At 55.1% G+C, this 18,136-nt stretch carries 16 protein-coding genes; 15 read left to right on the top strand and 1 reads right to left on the bottom strand.

The features are described from left to right. Window positions 1-27 precede the first annotated feature (27 nt). The 9 genes from ppsR (at window position 28) to Q1B27_RS18880 (ending at window position 10,078) form a co-directional block, all read left to right on the top strand. Complete coding sequence (gene ppsR / locus Q1B27_RS18920; protein ID WP_299850005.1) at window positions 28-1,398, top strand: transcriptional regulator PpsR; 1,371 nt, start codon at window positions 28-30, stop codon at window positions 1,396-1,398. A gap of 69 nt (window positions 1,399-1,467) precedes the next feature. Further along, window positions 1,468-2,379 (top strand): chlorophyll synthase ChlG, encoded by a 912-nt coding sequence (gene chlG / locus Q1B27_RS18915; protein ID WP_299849902.1) that lies wholly within the window; start codon window positions 1,468-1,470, stop codon window positions 2,377-2,379. Then, window positions 2,376-3,665 (top strand): BCD family MFS transporter, encoded by a 1,290-nt coding sequence (locus Q1B27_RS18910; RefSeq protein ID WP_299849900.1) that lies wholly within the window; start codon window positions 2,376-2,378, stop codon window positions 3,663-3,665. The genes chlG and Q1B27_RS18910 overlap by 4 nt, the downstream gene beginning before the upstream one ends. 2 nt (window positions 3,666-3,667) lie before the next feature. Continuing rightward, window positions 3,668-4,846, top strand: a complete 1,179-nt coding sequence (locus tag Q1B27_RS18905; RefSeq protein ID WP_299849898.1) for a geranylgeranyl diphosphate reductase — start codon at window positions 3,668-3,670, stop codon at window positions 4,844-4,846. Continuing rightward, on the top strand, window positions 4,843-5,358 hold the full coding sequence (gene idi, locus Q1B27_RS18900; protein ID WP_299849896.1) for an isopentenyl-diphosphate Delta-isomerase: 516 nt from the start codon (window positions 4,843-4,845) through the stop codon (window positions 5,356-5,358). Before Q1B27_RS18905 ends, idi begins: the two co-directional genes overlap by 4 nt. Before the next feature lie 174 nt (window positions 5,359-5,532). After that, a complete protein-coding gene (locus Q1B27_RS18895; protein WP_299849894.1) occupies window positions 5,533-5,907 on the top strand; it encodes a hypothetical protein in 375 nt (124 codons plus the stop codon). Continuing rightward, the gene (locus tag Q1B27_RS18890; RefSeq protein WP_299849892.1) at window positions 5,904-8,192 is read left to right on the top strand and encodes an ATP-binding protein; all 2,289 of its coding nucleotides are present in this window, start codon (window positions 5,904-5,906) and stop codon (window positions 8,190-8,192) included. The genes Q1B27_RS18895 and Q1B27_RS18890 overlap by 4 nt, the downstream gene beginning before the upstream one ends. After that, window positions 8,185-8,790 (top strand): response regulator, encoded by a 606-nt coding sequence (locus Q1B27_RS18885; protein WP_299849890.1) that lies wholly within the window; start codon window positions 8,185-8,187, stop codon window positions 8,788-8,790. Before Q1B27_RS18890 ends, Q1B27_RS18885 begins: the two co-directional genes overlap by 8 nt. 460 nt (window positions 8,791-9,250) lie before the next feature. Further along, on the top strand, window positions 9,251-10,078 hold the full coding sequence (locus Q1B27_RS18880; protein ID WP_299849888.1) for a hypothetical protein: 828 nt from the start codon (window positions 9,251-9,253) through the stop codon (window positions 10,076-10,078). 466 nt (window positions 10,079-10,544) lie between these two features. Here the strand turns inward: Q1B27_RS18880 and Q1B27_RS18875 are convergent, their stop codons facing one another. After that, window positions 10,545-10,799 (bottom strand): GMC oxidoreductase, encoded by a 255-nt coding sequence (locus tag Q1B27_RS18875; RefSeq protein ID WP_299849886.1) that lies wholly within the window; start codon window positions 10,797-10,799, stop codon window positions 10,545-10,547. A gap of 32 nt (window positions 10,800-10,831) precedes the next feature. On the opposite strand from Q1B27_RS18875, the gene Q1B27_RS18870 reads away from it, so the two are divergent. The 6 genes from Q1B27_RS18870 (at window position 10,832) to Q1B27_RS18845 (ending at window position 18,136) form a co-directional block, all read left to right on the top strand. Further along, a complete protein-coding gene (locus Q1B27_RS18870; RefSeq protein ID WP_299849884.1) occupies window positions 10,832-12,535 on the top strand; it encodes a proline/glycine betaine ABC transporter permease in 1,704 nt (567 codons plus the stop codon). Beyond that, a complete protein-coding gene (locus tag Q1B27_RS18865) occupies window positions 12,532-14,862 on the top strand; it encodes a molybdopterin guanine dinucleotide-containing S/N-oxide reductase (RefSeq protein WP_299849882.1) in 2,331 nt (776 codons plus the stop codon). The genes Q1B27_RS18870 and Q1B27_RS18865 overlap by 4 nt, the downstream gene beginning before the upstream one ends. Further along, window positions 14,859-15,800 (top strand): hypothetical protein, encoded by a 942-nt coding sequence (locus Q1B27_RS18860; RefSeq protein ID WP_299849880.1) that lies wholly within the window; start codon window positions 14,859-14,861, stop codon window positions 15,798-15,800. The genes Q1B27_RS18865 and Q1B27_RS18860 overlap by 4 nt, the downstream gene beginning before the upstream one ends. Further along, a complete protein-coding gene (locus tag Q1B27_RS18855) occupies window positions 15,800-15,982 on the top strand; it encodes a glycine cleavage T C-terminal barrel domain-containing protein (protein ID WP_299849878.1) in 183 nt (60 codons plus the stop codon). Before Q1B27_RS18860 ends, Q1B27_RS18855 begins: the two co-directional genes overlap by 1 nt. A gap of 67 nt (window positions 15,983-16,049) precedes the next feature. Further along, window positions 16,050-17,234 (top strand): iron-containing alcohol dehydrogenase, encoded by a 1,185-nt coding sequence (locus Q1B27_RS18850; RefSeq protein WP_299849876.1) that lies wholly within the window; start codon window positions 16,050-16,052, stop codon window positions 17,232-17,234. Between the two features lie 44 nt (window positions 17,235-17,278). Beyond that, window positions 17,279-18,136: a CoA ester lyase gene (locus Q1B27_RS18845; RefSeq protein ID WP_299849874.1), complete on the top strand. Its 858-nt coding sequence runs from the start codon at window positions 17,279-17,281 to the stop codon at window positions 18,134-18,136.

Here is an 18,136-nt window from a genome sequence, read left to right as displayed (position 1 = left end):
GCGGGCGAATTGCCGGCAATCGGGAGTGTGGAATGTCTGATCGAGCGGGCATCCGATGTTGCGATAATGGTTGGTTTTGATGGCGTGGTTGAGGGTATCCTGGTCAACCCGGAATGCCCGTCACTTGGGTGTCTGGATCATTGGGTCGGGCGACCATTTGATGAGTTTCTGACGATCGAGAGCCGGGAAAAGTACTCGGGACGCAGCGGATCAATGTTTGCTGATCTGGATTTTGTACCGAGATCATTGCAATTGAATCACATGGACAATGCTGATTGGGAATTTCCCATCCGGTATACGCTGCACCGTGTCGCCGGGCGAAATTCATTATTGCTGTTTGGTCGAGATATGCAGCCGGTTGCCGAAGTTCAGCAGCGCTTGGTTTCCGAACAGATTGCCCGGGACCGCGACCAGCAAAAGATCCGCAGCAGCGAAACGTTTTACCGGGTTGTCCTGGGGGCATCGGAAACTCCCCTGCTTGTTGTCGAACCCGAAACCGGTCGACTGCGCGATCTGAACAGCGCCGCGGCGACATTGCTTGGTTCAAACGTCGAGACCCTCGCCGGAAGTTCCTTTGCGCAGGCACTGGAGGGGGGGCGCAAGAGTGGCGTGATCGAAGCATTGCGGACCGCTGCAAGTGCTGAAGAAATGAAGGTCGTTGAAATCGCAGCGCGGCGCAGCGGTCGTGATCTTGTCGCCTTTGCCCAGTATTTCAGAGCAGCCGGTGATTTGTTTCTGCTTTGTCGCTTGGCGCCGGTCGAAGATGCGGACGCCGCAGGACCGGAAATGGCACAATCACTCGCAGCACTGTTCACAGAAGCCAGTGACGCGATTGTTCTGACGGATTCCAAAGGCCTGATCCGCGATGCAAATGAGGCCTTCTTGATCCTGACCGATGCGGCGCAGAATCGGGATGTTCGCAACAAGTCTTTGGGCGATTTTCTGGTGCGGGGCGGTGTCGATCTGAAGTTGATCCTTGAAACCACCGTGAAGAAGGGCCGGTTGCGCAGCTATGGAACCCAGATCCTGAGCGCGGTGGGCACGCGTGCGAATGTAGACATCTCATCTGCGCGTTTGCGTCGTCGTGATGGTGACCTTGGGTTTGGACTGATCATACGTGATACCACGCCGCGCGAGGTGGTCGAGACTGATAGCGGCGCATCGGTGATGAGCGAAGAGGCGATGCAGAATGTCATGGACCTTGTGGGAACGGCGTCACTCAAGACGCTGGTTTCTGCGACCTCGGATGTGATCGAAAAAATGTGTATCGAGACCGCGATAAAGTTGACGTCAAATAACCGAGCGGCCGCCGCTGAAATGCTGGGCCTGTCGAGGCAAAGCCTTTACGTGAAGTTGCGTAAACATGGCCTGTTGAAAACCGACGACAGCCGGGAATAGACATCACAATCTAAGGCAGCGCCGAGAAAACTCTTTCCGAAACTCTGTTTGTATAGTTTAATTGACACTATGAGTGTCACATTAGATTTACATATTGGTCGCCGATACCCGCAACCGCGCGCTGTGCTGACCTTAATCAAGCCGATTACGTGGTTCCCGCCTATCTGGGCCTATCTTTGCGGTGTCGTCTCATCAGGTGTGCCGCTGGCGGAGTCGCGTTGGTTGCTGCTGACGGGAATGGTTTTGGCTGGCCCTGTCGTGTGTGGCATGAGCCAGGCTGCAAATGACTGGTGCGACAGGCATGTCGATGCCATCAACGAGCCAAACCGTCCAATTCCGTCTGGGGCAATCCCGGGGCGATGGGGCCTTTGGATCGCTCTTGTCATGAGCGGGTTTGCATTATGTCTCGGATCATTCCTGGGCCCCTGGGGATTTGGCGCGACCGTGTTCGGTGTGGTCGCCGCATGGATTTATTCGGCAGAACCTTTCCGCCTGAAACGTTCGGGCATTTGGGGCCCGGGGCTGGTCGGTCTTTGTTATGAGGGTTTGCCATGGTTTACCGGGGCTGCGGTAATGGCGGCAGGGGCACCGGCGTTACCCGTCATCGTGATCGCGCTGCTTTATGCCTTGGGTGCACATGGCATCATGACGCTAAACGATTTCAAAGCATTGGAAGGTGACCGCCAGACTGGCGTCAATTCGTTGCCAGTGGTGCTGGGGCCAGAACGCGCGGCACGCATGGCCTGTTGGGTCATGACCCTGCCACAGATTGCGGTCATTGTGGCGCTTTTGTCGTGGGGGCGTCCATTGCACGCGGTAGCGATTACCGCAGTTCTTTTCGCGCAATTCTGGGCGATGCGAATCCTGCTGTCCGATCCGAAAGAACGGGCACCTTGGTACAATGCCACGGGCGTCACGCTTTTTGTCAGCGGGATGATGATTGCGGCCTTCGCACTGCGTGACGTGGGAGGCTTGGGATGACGCTGAGTTGGCTCTCTATCGTCCGGTTGGGTTTGGTGCAGATGGCGCTTGGCGCAGTGGTGGTCTTGACCACGTCGACCCTGAACCGGTTGATGGTTGTCGAACTGGCGCTGCCGGCGGTCTTGCCGGGGTTCCTGATTGCTCTGCATTACGGCATTCAGATCACGCGCCCGAACTGGGGGTTCCGGTCGGACACCAGCGGACACCGTACCAGATGGATCATCGGCGGCATGATTGCGTTGGCCCTTGGCGCCTTCGGCGCAACCGTCGGGGTGTTGCTGTTTGAGAGCAGTTTCGCTTTGGCGATGACCGTATCAATCGCGGCCTATGCCCTGATTGGCGTCGGTGTGGGTGCATCCGGCACATCCCTGTTGGCGCTTCTTGCAACTGCGACCGCACCCCATCGTCGAGCTGCTGCCGCTACGATCACCTGGCTGATGATGATCGCTGGTATCGCCGTGACAGCCGGGACGGTTGGTGCATTTCTGGATCCATACACGCCGGCGCTGTTGCTGCGGATTGTCTCATATGTGACGGGCGGCGCGATTTTGCTGACGATACTGGCCGTATGGGGGGTGGAGCGTGACGTCTGTATACAACCTCAAACCGGCGACAAGACAACCTTCATCAAAGGGCTGCGCGAGGTGTGGTCGGAGCCCGCCGCACGGAAATTCACAATCTTCGTCTTCTTGTCCATGACAGCCTACTTCATGCAGGAGTTGATCTTGGAACCCTACGCCGGGCTGGTCTTTGGCTTTACGCCGGGGCAGTCAACCGCTCTGAGCGGGGCGCAAAATGGTGGCGTATTCCTCGGGATGCTGACCGTTGGCATCGTGGCTACCGGCCTGCGCCGTGGCAGTTTGCGCAATTGGGTGACCGCCGGATGCATCGGTTCCGCAGGCAGCCTCGCGACGATCAGCATATTGGGTGGTGTTGCCAATCCGGTCACGCTGATGCCCGCGGTGGTTTGTCTTGGGTTTTTCAATGGCATGTTCGCGGTGGCCGCGATCGGATCCATGATGGCGCTAGCCGCTCGGGGGCGCGAGGCGCGTGAAGGCACGCGCATGGGCCTCTGGGGCGCTGCACAAGCTGTGGCGGCAGGTTTCGGTGGATTATTGGGGGCTGCAGCCGTCGATGTGATGCGAATCTTCACCCATAGCGACGCAACTGCCTTTGGTGCTGTCTTTCTTTTCGAAGCGGCCCTCTTTGTCGTCGCGGCACTGCTGGCGCTGCGCGTGATTGAACACAATCGAGGCCGCCATATGGCCGTAGTACCGGGAGAATGACCATGTATGATGTCGTTGTTGTTGGTGGCGGACCTTCAGGTGCCACGGCGGCCGAGGATCTGGCGCGTTCTGGTCAGCGGGTTGCGATGATCGACCGGGCAGGGCGGATCAAGCCCTGTGGCGGGGCGATACCACCGCGGCTGATCCAGGATTTTGACATTCCCGAAGACCAGCTTTGCGCCCGGGTGACAACGGCGCGCATGATCTCACCAACCGGACGCAAGGTCGACATCCCGATTGAGAACGGATTCGTCGGCATGGTAAATCGTGAAGATTTTGACGAATTCCTGCGGGCTCGTGCGACCAAGGCGGGGGCCGATCGCTATACCGGGACGTACCGTCGGATTGACCGCAAGGATGGCCGCAAAAGCGTGGTTTATCGCGACAAAGACAGTGGTGAAGAACACGCGTTGGAAACCAAGCTCATCATAGGAGCCGATGGTGCCCGATCCAATGTGGCACGCGCCGAGGTTCCCGGGGCCGAACGCATTCCATATGTCATAGCATATCACGAGATTATCGAAGCACCTGTCGCTACTGGTAGTTATGATCCGGCACGCTGCGACGTCATTTATGACGGACGGATTTCGCCGGATTTCTACGGTTGGGTTTTCCCGCACGGAAAATCCGCCAGCGTTGGTATGGGATCGATGGAGCGTGAGGTGGACCTTAAACAGGCCACAGCCGACCTGCGCATCGCGAGCGGATTGGAGGCATGCAAGACACTCCGTCGCGAGGGGGCACCGATTCCGCTCAGGCCGTTGGACAAGTGGGACAACGACAAAGACGTCGTACTGGCCGGGGATGCGGCAGGTGTCGTCGCACCAAGTTCGGGCGAAGGGATATATTATGCCATGGTCGGCGGCCGGGTCGCTGCCACAGCAGCTTCGGCTAGCCTCGCATCTGGCAGGGCGCGCGATCTGAGGTTGGCGCGTCAGCTTTTCATGCGCGAGCACAAGATGGTGTTTCGTGTTCTTGCATCCATGCAGAACGCCTATTACCGCTCAGATGACAGGCGGGAGAGATTTGTCTCGCTCTGTCACGATATCGATGTACAACGCCTGACGTTTGAGGCCTATATGAACAAAAAACTTGTACGTGCGCGTCCGATGGCACATCTGCGTATTGGTTTGAAAAACCTTGCCCACCTTACGCGCCTTGTTTCGGCGGAGTACACATGAATTCCATGATACCAGCCTGGGTTGACGGTGATCTGGTCGCCATAGAAAAACTGGACGTGCATCGGCGCGGTTTGCGACACAAGGCCGTTTCTGTCTTTGTGATGTGTGAAAATCAAACCTTGATTCAACGCCGTGCACTGTCGAAATATCACACGCCAGGGCTTTGGGCGAATACCTGCTGCACGCATCCACACTGGAATGAAAGTGCCAAGGATTGCGCCATACGTCGGTTGGGCGAAGAACTGGGTATCATGGCGCATACACTGGAATATCGGGATCAGGTTGAATATCGCGCCGATGTCGGACATGGCTTGGTTGAGCACGAACTTGTTGACGTGTTCCTTTGGCGCATTTCCGAAAAGATGACTTTAACCCCAAATCCGGGCGAGGTCATGGATACGGATTGGGTCGATATGCAGGCGCTAGCACACCGGGTCAACGCGCAGCCAGGCAAGTTTACGCCGTGGTTAAAAATATATCTGGAACGTCATGCAGAACAGATATTCGCGTGATCGCTCATCTCGGATCCAGATCGTACTGTGATCTGGCCGAGTGTGCGTTCACCAATTTCATCCGGGGCATCGGCGGGAAAAGAACTTCCTTTCTTAGAGTTGATAAGGCGCTAGTATGATCCTTGGCACGTGCCGCAATTCTGCGCCGCGCAATAGCAGGTTTTGGAGCAAAATTTGTTAGATGATCACAGGACTTCGCAGGATATCAATGTTCACAATATCCTACATGCGCGCACCGAAGAGGCGCACGAGCGCCTGCATCAGCACCATGCGATCAAAGATGCTGCACTGGGTGGGTCGCGGATCGATCGGGCGTTGCGAAAAAAGCAGAACCAAGATCAACCATTTGGAAAGCACTACTGGCACTGGTGCAGAACCAATAGCAAGCAACGCTGGTCACTGGTGAACTATTACTTGAAAGATCTGCCTTTCGAAGATTTCAGGATCAGCGACCTGACGGCTGGTGCTCTTGGTGCAATTCAACCGCTGGTTGAATGGCTAGCGCCGTCGGATTTTCCACTTTCTACCGCCAGTAGGGGAATGTCGTGACAGCCAGCCGGGTCGATCTGGAAACATGTGATCAAGAGCCGATCCACTTTATCGGTGCCGTTCAACCACACGGTGCGTTGATTGCGTTGGATTCAGAAAGCTTGGTCATAGAATATGCCAGTCGCAACACCGCGTCGTTCGTGGGATCGCCTCCCGAGGCTTTGCTGGGCCAGAAGCTTGGTAAACTGATTGGCAGGGAAAACGCCTCGGCACTGCTAAAATTCCCGCTTGAACCGTCGACACCAGAGTTGTTGCGGCCCTGGTTCATCAGCTTCGAAGGATTAGATGGAAAGCGGATAAAGGCCGAATGCCTGCCGCATCGAAATGACGGCCATATCATTCTGGAATTTCTGGAACCTGAGCCAATTCCCGCGCCTATCTGGGAAGATGAACTTTTGCGTCGTGGCATTATTTCCGAATTGGTCAAGCCGGGCGCGCTTGCAGAGCTTGCCGATGCCAGCGCGAGACTCATTCGTGACGTCACAGGTTTTGACCGGGTGATGATCTACAAGTTTGCGGAAGACAAGCATGGCGAGGTGATTGCCGAAAGTACCAACCGACCCGATAGTTTTCTGGGTTTACACTATCCTGCATCGGATATTCCAGATCCTGCCCGCCGGCATTTTGCTCTGAATGTAATGCGGTCGATACCGGACATTAACGGGGATCATGTGCCAATTGTCAGCAAATATGGCGCCGTTGCCAACGCGGATTCGGCCCACCCGCTAGATCTGACATTCTCTAAATTGCGCGCCGTTGCGCCGGTGCATATCGAGTATCTAAACAACATGGGCGTTGGCGCCAGTCTTTCGATATCGCTCATAACAAACAACGAATTATGGGGCCTCGTCGCATGCCATCACTACAGTAAACGGCTGATCTCATCCAGCCGGTTACGATTTGCTGAATTGCTTGGTGGTACAACATCGGCCCTTCTCCAAAGCATCGAGAATACAAATCAGCTTCGCAAAAGTATCCAAGCCGAAAAGGCGGCCTTTCGCATCGAGCAACAGGCACGGTCCGGCACTTCGTTACCGGAATTGATTGCGCAGCAGGCGCAGGAGTTGATGCAAATGATTGGTGCACAGGGACTATTGCTGGTCCTGGATGGTGAACTTGTCAAATTCGGCGATGTCCCGGAAAAACCACTTGATTTCACAAATCTCCGAGACGCTGTTAGCGACGGTATTGCTGCGACATCGCATTTATCTTCTGTGATCGAAATGGACGACGTGCAACGGCAATCGGCTGCGGGTGCAGCGCTGTTGGACCTTTCCGAAGACAGTAGCGATTATCTGGTGTTTTTGCGTAGCCATTTCGACCAAACAATCCGATGGGCGGGCAAACCCGAAAAGTTGGAAACCACGGACGATGATGGGATTACGCGCCTTTCCCCACGGGGTTCCTTTGCGCTCTGGCAGGAGGAAAGGCGCGGTATGAGCCGGCCTTTCGACTCGATTGATCGGGATGCGTTGCGCATTTTGCGTCGGGCCCTTTTTGCCTTGAACAGTATGGAACGTGAGCGCGCTGCCCTTGAGGCACAAAAAGTAGCCGAGGCGGAGGAACAACATTTGCGCCATGCGTTGCTCGACGCAGCGAGGGCAAGTTCAATGGGAGAGCTTGCATCGGCGATTGCGCATGAACTGAACCAACCATTATCGGCGGTTGCCAATTATGTCAGCGCATGCCGACAGGAATTCAAAAATACCGGGACAGATATACCCGAACACGCCGAGCAACTGATGGACGAGGCCATTGCGGAATCTGCGCGGGCAGGTGATCTAGTGCGCCGGGTACGCAACTTCATTTCTAGAGGTGACTTGAACGCTGACTATATTGATCTGAACGAAGCAATCAAACAGGGTATAGACTTGGCACTAGTTTCCAGTGAGCTCACGAATTTGCAGGTCAATTTGATACTAGATCAAAGTTTGCCAAAGGTATTGGCCGATCCGGTTCAGATCGGACAGGTGGTGCTCAACCTTGCGCGCAACAGCATTGCCGCGATGGAATCCAGCGTAAAACAAGTGCTGACTGTTGAAGTGGCTGGTTCCGAGGAAACTGTGCAAATCTCAGTACGCGACACCGGTCGCGGAATCCCCTCAGAACAACAGAAGTATCTTTTCGAACCGTTTCATGCGTCGACCACCAAAGGAATGGGTATTGGGCTTTCGCTCTGCCGTTCTATTGTAGAGGCCCACGCTGGACGTATCTGGTCGCAGACATCCCCCAGCGGTGCAATTTTCATGTTCCAACTTCCAATCAGAAGAGAGCAAGATGACTGACACAGAAGAAAAGTTTTCGGTCTACGTCGTCGAAGATGACAACGGTGTGCTGAAATCTCTCTGTGCGTTACTGAATGCACATGGTTATGAGACTATTGCGTGCCGATCAGCGGAGGAATTCCTGAATCTCTATGAGCCGAACCGAAAAGCGTGCATGGTGTTAGATCTGCGTCTACCCAAAATGAACGGTTTGCAGCTGCAAGCCCATCTTGCCGACATCCGGGTCAATATTCCCATTGTTGTGGTTACTGCGCATGGCGATGTTCCAATAGCGGTTCAAGCCATGCGGGCTGGGGCTATTGATTTTATCGAGAAGCCCGCTCGAATCGATCGCCTTCTGGAAGCCGTTCGATTGGCGGGCGGGATGCTTTTCAACCGGCTGCCTCCTGAGATCCCGAAGAAGATTGTCGCGGACCGACTTTCCAAATTGACAGAAAGAGAACGCGAAGTCCTGCAACATCTCCTTCAGGGAAAGCTCAACAAAGAAATCGCTGATGCATTAGATGTAAGTCAGCGCACTGTTGAAGTTCACCGGTCCCGTATCCGCGAGAAAATGCAGGCGCGGGGTATCGCAGATCTCATTCGGATGGTTGGCTGACTGCGTATTGTGCGTACGTAATATTACGTAGTGGGAAATCCGAAATAGCTTCTAGGCTCTCTCGCACACACACTCATTTAGATTCGAGAGGCGCACCACTGCCTAGGTTTGTGGAGCGCTTCTGGGGTGAGAATGTGGTGGGAGCATTCTATAACTTTGAAATATGCTGCTGAAGACTTTCTGGAAATAATTTCAGCGGTTTAAGCCTGTTTCTTCGCGAGTGTAATTGACGGTTTTTCGAGCCTTGATTCGAGTAACTGTCGATTTTTATCATGAAATCATCAGACACGGTTTGGGTTGCGAAAGACGGTTGGTTGGCATCAGTTACCCTGCTGGATTCAATCGCAACTCGAAAGGAACATAGACTTTTTCATCGCGCGAAACGAGTGAAGCGACGAGATAGTGAAGGCAGCATGAAGACTGCAATTCCTGAATAATGTGGAAGCTGAGAGGACAAATCTTGTTTACGACAGATGTTTCGCCGGCGCCTTTGGAATTCGAGGCTTACGAACAGAGCCAATACAGCATACGGCGTCTCAAAAAGAGCCTGCCGGATGAAATCGTCGCTGGATTGGCCCGCGAAGTTATTCGACGTCTTGCGACACGTGATAGCAAACTTGATCATGTCCCTCACAGCCCGTCGACAACTGAGCTGCAAAATTTTTGCATGGCCCTGATATCGGACGATGACAAAGCAGCGGCTGAAATTATTATCGGCGTTCGCGCAGAAGGGATGCCCGCAGAGTTAATCTACCTAAAGTACCTTTCCGCAGCAGCCCGAATGCTTGGAGAATGGTGGAATGAAGATCGGGCTAACTTTGTGGAGGTCACCGTAGGAACGGGTCGAATGGTAGCGATCATGCGCGGAATGCGGCACCTTTTCACGCCGACAGTTTCTGCAACGAACAGGTCTGCAGTTTTCGCCTCGGTGCCCGGCGAAGATCATACAATGGGCGTTCGAATGGCAGCGGATCTCTTTCGTAAAGATGGCTGGGAAATTTCTCTCAAGATTGGTTTAAATCATGATGCGCTAATTCGTGAGATAGAGCTTACGCCCAACAGTATAATAGGTTTGTCAATTGGCGGGAGGCATTCCATCGACGCACTCACACGTCTTGTCGTTGCATTGCATATTTGCTGTCCAAACGCGCCACTTTTGGTTTGCGGACAGGATATTCGCAGCATGAAGCCACTCCTTTCCTTATTGGGTTTGGATGGAGTCGCCTATGATGTCGAAGATGCAAAAAAACACATGTCTGCATTTCGGGAACAAAAAAAGCTGGTTTGAGTAAATATCGCGCCAGAAAGGCCTATAGTTTGAAATGGCCTGGCGGAAATTAAAGGCTACTTTGTTGGTGCGAAGCTATCACTCCTCTGAGTGTTTATAGCCTTTACCCTTTTTACCGTGAAGAAACGCGGGACTCCTCTTGAGCAGCCCAATTTGGCGGGTCCAATATGATTGCTGGTGCATCATTGGCCCGGGTTCAATCGGGGTGATGGTTTCCGGGAACGGTGGGCGATAGGCCGACTTGCGGCATGGCAGGCGTTGATGCGAAGGGCGGTGTAACGTAGAATTCGGTGGCCTTTTTCGCGAGGGAAGGCGCGTAGGAGGCGTAATTTTCTTTGCGCTCGACTTGCATCAGGCAAAACGGCGCGAAGATAGCTTCACGAAACACCGCGGCGCTGTCCAGATTATTGGTGCCGACTATTGCACACCCGATCCCTTCATCGATCCTTTGTCAGTTGAAAGCCAGTTAACGCTGGCAAGTTTCATAGTCCGGGTTTTGCCAGACGTCCGTTTCGACCCGGGGCAAAGGGTCGCGGCCCAGAATGTGATCGCTCAGTTTTTCAGCCAACATGATGGTCGGCGCATTCGTATTTCCGTTGGTGACAACGGGCATGATCGACGCATCGACAACCCGCTGCCCGTTCAACCCATGCACCCGCCCACTGGCGTCAACCACCGCGCCTTTGTAGATCGCGCCGCCCATCCGTGCGGTACAAGACAAATGCCACTGTGTGGTCGTATTGGAGCGAGAGCATGAATACGCTGTCGCTGGTGGCGATTTCTGTGCCGCTTGCCATTCTGGTGGGCTTTGTCTTTGGCGTATGGGGGTTCTTTTCCGACCGGGCTGAACGCATTATCTTACCGATGCTGGATCTGCTGCAAACGGTGACGTCCTTCGCCTACCTATTGCCCATTCTGATGCTCTTTGGTTTTGGCACCGTGGTTGGTTTGATCGCAAGCGTCCTCTACTCCTTCCCACCGATGGTGCGGAACACAATGGTGGGTTTGCGGGGGGTATCGCCCGAGGTTATTGAAAGCGGTTTGATGTCCGGTGCAACTCCGGGACAATTGTTCTGGCAAGTCCGCGTGCCATCGTCACTGCGGCAACTTCTTCTGGGGGTCAATCAGGCAACGATGGCCTCGCTCAGCATGGTGATCATCGCGTCGATCATTGGCGGAACGGCTGATATCGGTTGGGAGGTTCTTTCAACGATCCGCAAGGCACAGTTCGGCGAGAATCTGCTGGCCGGGATGGCGATTGCACTGATGGCCATGGTGATTGACCGGATCACTGCTGGCCTTGCGGCTCGATCCGGAGATTACGACCCCGACGACAAAACCTTTGTGCAAAGACACTGTTACTGGATTGTCGCAGCACTTGACGCCACTCTGTTTTTCGTTTTAGCGCAGATCATTAGCGTGCTGAATGAATGGCCTCGGGATTGGGAGATCAATCCCGCTAAGGCGATGAATGACGGTCAGACCTATGTGGTGGTCAACTTCCGTGCTGAGATAGAGGCGCTCAAGAAACTAGCCTTCTTCTTTGTGATGCTGCCCGCTAAGATCGGCCTTCAAGGGGCCGTTAGCCCCTTTACCTGGGGTTTTGAGTTAATGCCGGTGCATAAGATTGCCTATACGTTTGGTATGATCGTCCTGGCGGTTTGGGCCACGTACAGAGGAAAAGCACAGGCAGGTATCTTTATCTTGATATTTACAATCCTGATCTATTTCGGCCTGACAGGTATGCCTTGGCCCGCAATTTTGTTGATATGTACTATGCTGGGCTGGAAAATTGGGGGGCGTACTTTGGGCCTTGGGACAGCTTTGGGGCTTGGGTTCATCGTTGTCACGGGCATTTGGCCAGAGGCGATGCTTTCGATTTACCTCTGTGGTATCGCGGTTCTGATATCGTTCATCTTGGGGACAATAATAGGTATCTGGGCGGCGCATAACGATACGTTTTCAGCCATAATACGCCCGTTCAATGACACGTTGCAGACCATGCCTTTGTTTGTGCTACTGATCCCGTTTGTGATGGTGTTTAAGATTGGCGAATTCACAGCCCTTCTTGCGATCATCGCCTATGCAATCGTTCCCGCTATCCGCTATGCTGAACACGGATTGCGGAACCTGCCTGAGAATGTGATCGAAGCCGCAACGATGATCGGGGCCACGCAGCGGCAGATGCTGTGGCAAGTGAAAATCCCGCTTGCGCTGCCGGTTATGATGTTGGGCCTCAATCAGACTATTATGTACGGCATCGCAATGCTGGTGATTGCTGCCCTTGTCGGCACCAACGGGCTGGAACAGATCGTTTATATCGGCCTCAGCGACGGTGATTTCGGGGTAGGGATGATAGCGGGGATTGGCATGGCGATCATCGCTATCATCACCGATCGGATGACACATGCCTGGAGCCGCAAGCGTCAAGAAGAATTGGGGCTTGGTGTCGGATGAACAGACATGACGATCTGCCTTTGACCAGCTCGCATTGGGGTACCTATCGCGCGCGTGTCGGCAATGGACGAGTGCAGGAGCTTCTGGCGTTTGAGCATGACAGTGATCCGTCGCCCATCGGGCCGGGCATACTGGATGTACAACACGGACCCACGCGAATAGACGCGCCGATGGTACGCAAAAGCTGGCTTGAGGGTGGGCCGGGCACGCGTACCGACTTGCGCGGTGTCGATCCTTTTGTTGCGGTGAGTTGGGAGGAGGCGAACTCATTGGTCGCGGTCGAGTTGGACCGCGTGTGCTCTAAGTATGGCAATGTTTCAATCTTTGGCGGCTCCTATGGTTGGGCCAGTGCCGGACGCTTTCATCACGCCCAAAGTCAGCTCAAGCGGTTTTTGAATTCAATCGGTGGTTTTACCAGCTCAAAATTTACCTACAGTTTTGCCGCCGCTGAAGCGATGGTGCCACATATCCTTGGCAGCTTTCGCGACTATCTGGATACCTGCACCAGCTGGGAGGTGATCAGCGAGCATACGCAGCTTTTTGTCTGTTTCGGGGGAGTGCCTCTGAAGAATGGACAGATCAGTCAGGGCGGCACCGGTTGCCACATTCAACGCAATGGGCTTCTTGCGGTGGGTGAGGCCGGGATAGACATCGTCAATATCAGCCCGCTGAAATCCGATCTGCTGGAAGATTTGGGTGGAGATTGGTTGGCCCTGCGGCCCAACACGGATGTCGCCCTGATGCTTGGGCTGGCGCATACGTTGCATGTTGAAGGGCTCAGCGATCAGGCCTTTCTGAATGGCTACACGGAAGGTTTTGAGACATTCCTGACCTATCTCACGGGCGACAGCGACGGCATCGCCAAAACTGCTGATTGGGCTGCTGGCATCTGCGAGATCCCCGCAGATACGATCCGCGCGTTGGCCCGGCGCATGGCGTCTGAGCGCACGATGATATCGGTCAGTTGGTCCCTGACACGACAAGACCACGGTGAACAACCGTTCTGGATGGCCATCACACTGGCGGCAATGCTGGGCCAGGTCGGACTGCCCGGTGGCGGCTTCGGATTTGGTTATAGTGCGATGAATTTTATTGGCGGCACCTTCACCATCATCCCCGGCGCATCCTTTCCGCAGGGCAAGAACCCGGTTGAAAACTTCATTCCGGTGGCGCGGATCACTGATCTGTTGCTGAAACCGGGGGAGCCTTTCGATTTTGACGGGGCGAGGTACGAATATCCCGATATCAAACTGGTCTGGTGGGCGGGCGGCAATCCGTTCCACCACCATCAGGACCTGAACCTGATGAGGCAGGCTTGGCAGAAACCGGACACGATTATCGTCAATGAATGGTGCTGGAATCCGTTGGCCAAACACGCCGATATTGTTCTGCCCTGCACCACACCACTGGAGCGTGCCGATATCGCAATGACACCGCGCGACCCTTATGTCATCGCGATGTCCAAACTGACCGAACCATATGAGCAAGCCCGCGACGACTTCGATATTTTCGCGGGTATCGCACGGCAAATGGGTGTGGAAGACGCGTTTACCGAGGGACGCAGCTCCGGGGAATGGCAGCATCGGATATATGACCAGACCATAACCCGGGCCAAGGATGCCGGGATTGAGATACCTGACTATAAGACCTTTCGCGAAAAGGGTTGGTTCAAGCTGGACGATCCGGCGAAACCAACAATCATGCTGGAGGCCTTCCGTGCCGATCCGGTCGCCAACCCGCTGGTTACGCCAAGCGGCAAGATTGAAATCTTTTCGCGGACCGTTGCGGATTTTGGCTACGATGATTGCCCCGGTCACCCGGTCTGGCGCGAGCCTTATGAATGGCTCGGCAATGTCGGCAAATGGCCACTTCATTTGATCTCGAACCAACCCGGGGACAAGCTGCATTCTCAGTTTGATCATGGCGGTGTGAGCCAAGCCAAGAAAGTAGCTGGACGTGAACCACTGCATATCCATCCCGAAGATGCCGCCGCGCGCGGGCTGAGAGACGGCGACATCGCGCGGCTGTTCAACCACCGTGGTGCCTGTCTGGGAGGTGTCGTGATTGATGCCGCCATCCGCCCCGGCGTGGTGCAGATGAGCACCGGTGCCTGGTACGATCCTGACAAAACCGGGATGTGCAAACATGGCAACCCCAATGTCCTTACGCGTGACAAGGGGACATCGAAACTGGGGCAGGGCCCAAGCGCGCATTCCTGCCTGATTGAGGTTGAGCTTTACACTGAGGCCCCGCTGGAGGTGACAGCGCATGAACCGCCAAAAATTCTACGACCCGTCCCACCAAACGACCCAGAGGCTCAGAAATGAGCAACGTGCGGGAAGTCTCCGACCTGGCAAACAACATCTCAATCAGCGCCCGGCGCTTTGAAGAATCGCCTTTCATAGCGCGTACCGATTGCCCAGAGATGATTCGCGGTGTTTATGCGGGTCGGTTCTTTCCGATCCACATCGGTGAGGACGAAATCGAGAAGTACTGGTGCCTGCGTCAGAAGGCTTTGATTTTCGACGTGCCGGAAAAGCCCGTTGAAATCTCGGGGCCTGATGTGGTCCCGTTCCTTGAAAAAGTATTCGCCCGCAAGGTTTCCACAATGTCTGAAGGGCGTGGATATTACGCCCTCGCCTGCACGCCCCAAGGCGGGGTTTTTATGGATGGCGTCATGTTCCGGTTAGGTAAGGACCGGTTCTGGTATGTCCAGGCCGATGGTCCTTTTGAAACCTGGTTGGTGGCTCATAGCGGCGGATTCAACTTGACCATCTCAGATCCGAAAAGCCGCGTCTTGCAGGTTCAGGGCCCTGCCTCGATTGACATAATGAAAGCGGCCTCTGACGGCGCTATAGACGAGACCATGAAGTATTTTCGGTCGGGTTTCTTTGATCTGGGAGGTCAGCGGCTTTATGCCTCGCGCACCGGGTTCACCAACGAGCTCGGGTTCGAGATTTACTCGGATGGGGTCAACACCGATCATCTCGCGCTGTGGGATCATCTTATGGGCTGTGGCGCACCTTACGGGATGGAATTTTCCTCGACGCGCGCCCTGACCATCCGCCGGATCAAGGGGGGAATTCTTGGCAATCTCACGGATATGACCCCTGACATGATCCCGTTCGAGGCGGGGCTAGCTTCCTTCATCAACATGGACAAGGGGGGCTTCATCGGGCGTGAGGCGCTGGTGGGCAGGGACACGCGCTCGTGCCTCTTCGGGCTGACTGCGCCACAGAAACGCCCGCGGCGGGTAGCGCTGTGATGGACGAAGACGCGGTTGTCGGCCGGATCACGGCGGGAATTCCCTCGCCAACACTTGGTGTTGGTGTAGGCTTTGTGCGCTTTGACAAGCCCGGCGACTGGGTGGGTCGAACGCTGTCCATGCGCTTGCCTGACGGCAGTGTGCATGACGGTCAAATTGTCGAGCTGCCATTCTTTGATTAAGAGAAAAACATTGTTCGTGGTATCGACCGTAGGATACCTAAACGCCCTGAGAACTGATTGAAGAGCCATGCAAACAAATTCGGAAGCCGACCTTCTGCAACATCAGGACTGGTTTTTTCCGGTGCGGATTGCCTATGGGCCGGGCCGACTGTCCGAGATCGGACAGCGCTGTGCCGCGATGGGGCTGTCCAATCCTTTGGTTGTCACCGACAAAGGCAGCCGCGGCTTGCCGTTCATTTCGCAACTACTGGACTATTTGGCTGGTGCGGGGCTTTCATCGGGAATATTCGCCGACATCTCACCAAATCCACGCGATGATGAGATCGGTTCCGGGCGGGAAGCCTTTCGGTCTGGTGGTCATGATGCGATCATTGCCATCGGTGGCGGCAGCGCGATGGATGGCGGTAAGGCGATTTGTCTGACTGCGAATAACGACATTGATCTTTGGGATTTCGATTACCTCAAGCCAGTGCCTGAGCTCGGCCTGGATCAGCCGTTTCCGACCCTGATCACCATACCGACCACTGCCGGTACCGGGGCCGAGACCGAAGCTACCGCGATGGTTACCCATGTCGCGAGAGGTATGAAGTTCTGCATTGATCATCCTGACCTCAGGCCTGCGTTGGCACTCTTGGACCCTGAACTGACCGTTGGTCTGCCGGTCAACCTGACTGCCTGGACCGGGGCAGATGCGATGACCCATGCAATCGAGGCTTATCTCGTGCCCGGTTTCAACCCGCTCTGCGACGGCATGGCGCTGGAAGGATTGTCCCTTATTGCAAAATGGCTGCCCGTCGTGATGGTAGAACCGCAGAATGTCGCGGCGCGCGGCGGTATGTTGGTGGGGTCATGCCTGGCTGGCGTTGCTTTTCTGAAGGGGCTGGGTCTGGTTCACGCAATTTCGCATATGATCGGGGCCGAGTTCAACACGCAGCACGGGTTGACCAACGCGATCATCCTGCCGGTCGTCCTGCGTTTCAACCTGCCGGGGATTGAGGATAAGGTAAAGCGAATGTCCGACGCGATGGGGCTCAAAGACGCGTCGGTTGAGGCCTTCATTGCCGAGATCGAGCGTATTTTGGACGAGCTCGATATCCCAAGATCTCTTGGCGAAATCGGCGTGCCCGCTGATTGTACTCAGCGTATTGCCGAAAAGGCTTCGCTGGACAGTGCGGCGGGTACAAACCCCAGACCCGCCAGCCTTGCAGAAATACAGGCTCTGGTCGAAACCGCCATTGCCAAAGCGCGTTGATTTCACGGGTTTGACGGATTGGAAAGCAGTATGGACATAACATGATGACTGGTCGACACCCTCGTCCGCGCCGCAGCTTTATCTTCACACCTGGTCTTCGGCCAGAGATGTTCCCCAAGGCGTTGGCGTCGGGCGCAGATATTGTCTGTGTTGAGCTGGAAGACGGGATCGCGCCGAAGGACAAGGCAGAGGCGAGGCAGAACGCGCTGGCGCTCTTTGAGGAGCCGCAGGTAGATGATGGAGTCGAGCGGATTGTCCGGATCAACTCGATGCGCGAGCGGTTCGGGATCGAGGATGTGAACGCTGTGCTGGCCACAGACACACCGCCGCCCGCGCTGATGATGCCCAAAATCCGTACACCTGATGAAGTGGTGATGCTGGATCAGCTTCTGACCGAGGCAAATCATGCCACCCGGCTACATGTAATTATCGAAACCAACGCCGGGCTAGAAGCAGCTTTTGATATTGCTCATTGTTCTGACCGAATAGACGCTATGTTCTTTGGTGGCGTCGACATGGCGGCCGAACTGCGTTGTCAGAACGCGTGGGAGCCGCTGCTTTATGCCCGTTCCCGCGTTGTGCATGCCGCGGCCTCCGCAGGGCTTGATGTGATCGACGTGCCATATCTGGATTTAGACGACCCGGACGGTATGCGCGTGGCTGCCGAACAAGCGCGTGATCTGGGTTTTGCGGGTAAGGGCTCGGTGCATCCCAAGCAGATCGCCGCGCTGAACGAGGTCTTTACGCCGTCGGAGGCGCAAATCACCCGTGCGCGACGGATCATCACCGAATTCGAGGCTGCGGATACCGGTCTTGTGGTGATTGATGGTAAGTTAATCGAAAAACCGGTCCTGCGCGACATGTACCGCATTGTCGCAATCGCCGACCGGATGGGAGAGTAA

The sequence above is a fragment of the uncultured Roseovarius sp. genome (assembly GCF_947489715.1).
In the GTDB taxonomy this organism is placed as follows: Bacteria; Pseudomonadota; Alphaproteobacteria; order Rhodobacterales; family Rhodobacteraceae; genus Roseovarius.
The sequence above is the reverse complement of the archived record's forward strand: the minus strand, read 5'-3'. Positions and strand labels throughout refer to the sequence as shown.

Excerpts from the sequence above, each read along its gene's own strand:
- chlG (WP_299849902.1), top strand. The coding sequence starts at position 1,468 with ATGAGTGTCACATTAGATTTACATATTGGTCGCCGATACCCGCAACCG.
- Q1B27_RS18910 (WP_299849900.1), top strand. The coding sequence starts at position 2,376 with ATGACGCTGAGTTGGCTCTCTATCGTCCGGTTGGGTTTGGTGCAGATG.
- Q1B27_RS18905 (WP_299849898.1), top strand. The coding sequence starts at position 3,668 with ATGTATGATGTCGTTGTTGTTGGTGGCGGACCTTCAGGTGCCACGGCG.
- idi (WP_299849896.1), top strand. The coding sequence starts at position 4,843 with ATGAATTCCATGATACCAGCCTGGGTTGACGGTGATCTGGTCGCCATA.
- Q1B27_RS18885 (WP_299849890.1), top strand. The coding sequence starts at position 8,185 with ATGACTGACACAGAAGAAAAGTTTTCGGTCTACGTCGTCGAAGATGAC.
- Q1B27_RS18870 (WP_299849884.1), top strand. The coding sequence starts at position 10,832 with ATGAATACGCTGTCGCTGGTGGCGATTTCTGTGCCGCTTGCCATTCTG.
- Q1B27_RS18865 (WP_299849882.1), top strand. The coding sequence starts at position 12,532 with ATGAACAGACATGACGATCTGCCTTTGACCAGCTCGCATTGGGGTACC.
- Q1B27_RS18860 (WP_299849880.1), top strand. The coding sequence starts at position 14,859 with ATGAGCAACGTGCGGGAAGTCTCCGACCTGGCAAACAACATCTCAATC.
- Q1B27_RS18855 (WP_299849878.1), top strand. The coding sequence starts at position 15,800 with ATGGACGAAGACGCGGTTGTCGGCCGGATCACGGCGGGAATTCCCTCG.
- Q1B27_RS18850 (WP_299849876.1), top strand. The coding sequence starts at position 16,050 with ATGCAAACAAATTCGGAAGCCGACCTTCTGCAACATCAGGACTGGTTT.
- Q1B27_RS18845 (WP_299849874.1), top strand. The coding sequence starts at position 17,279 with ATGACTGGTCGACACCCTCGTCCGCGCCGCAGCTTTATCTTCACACCT.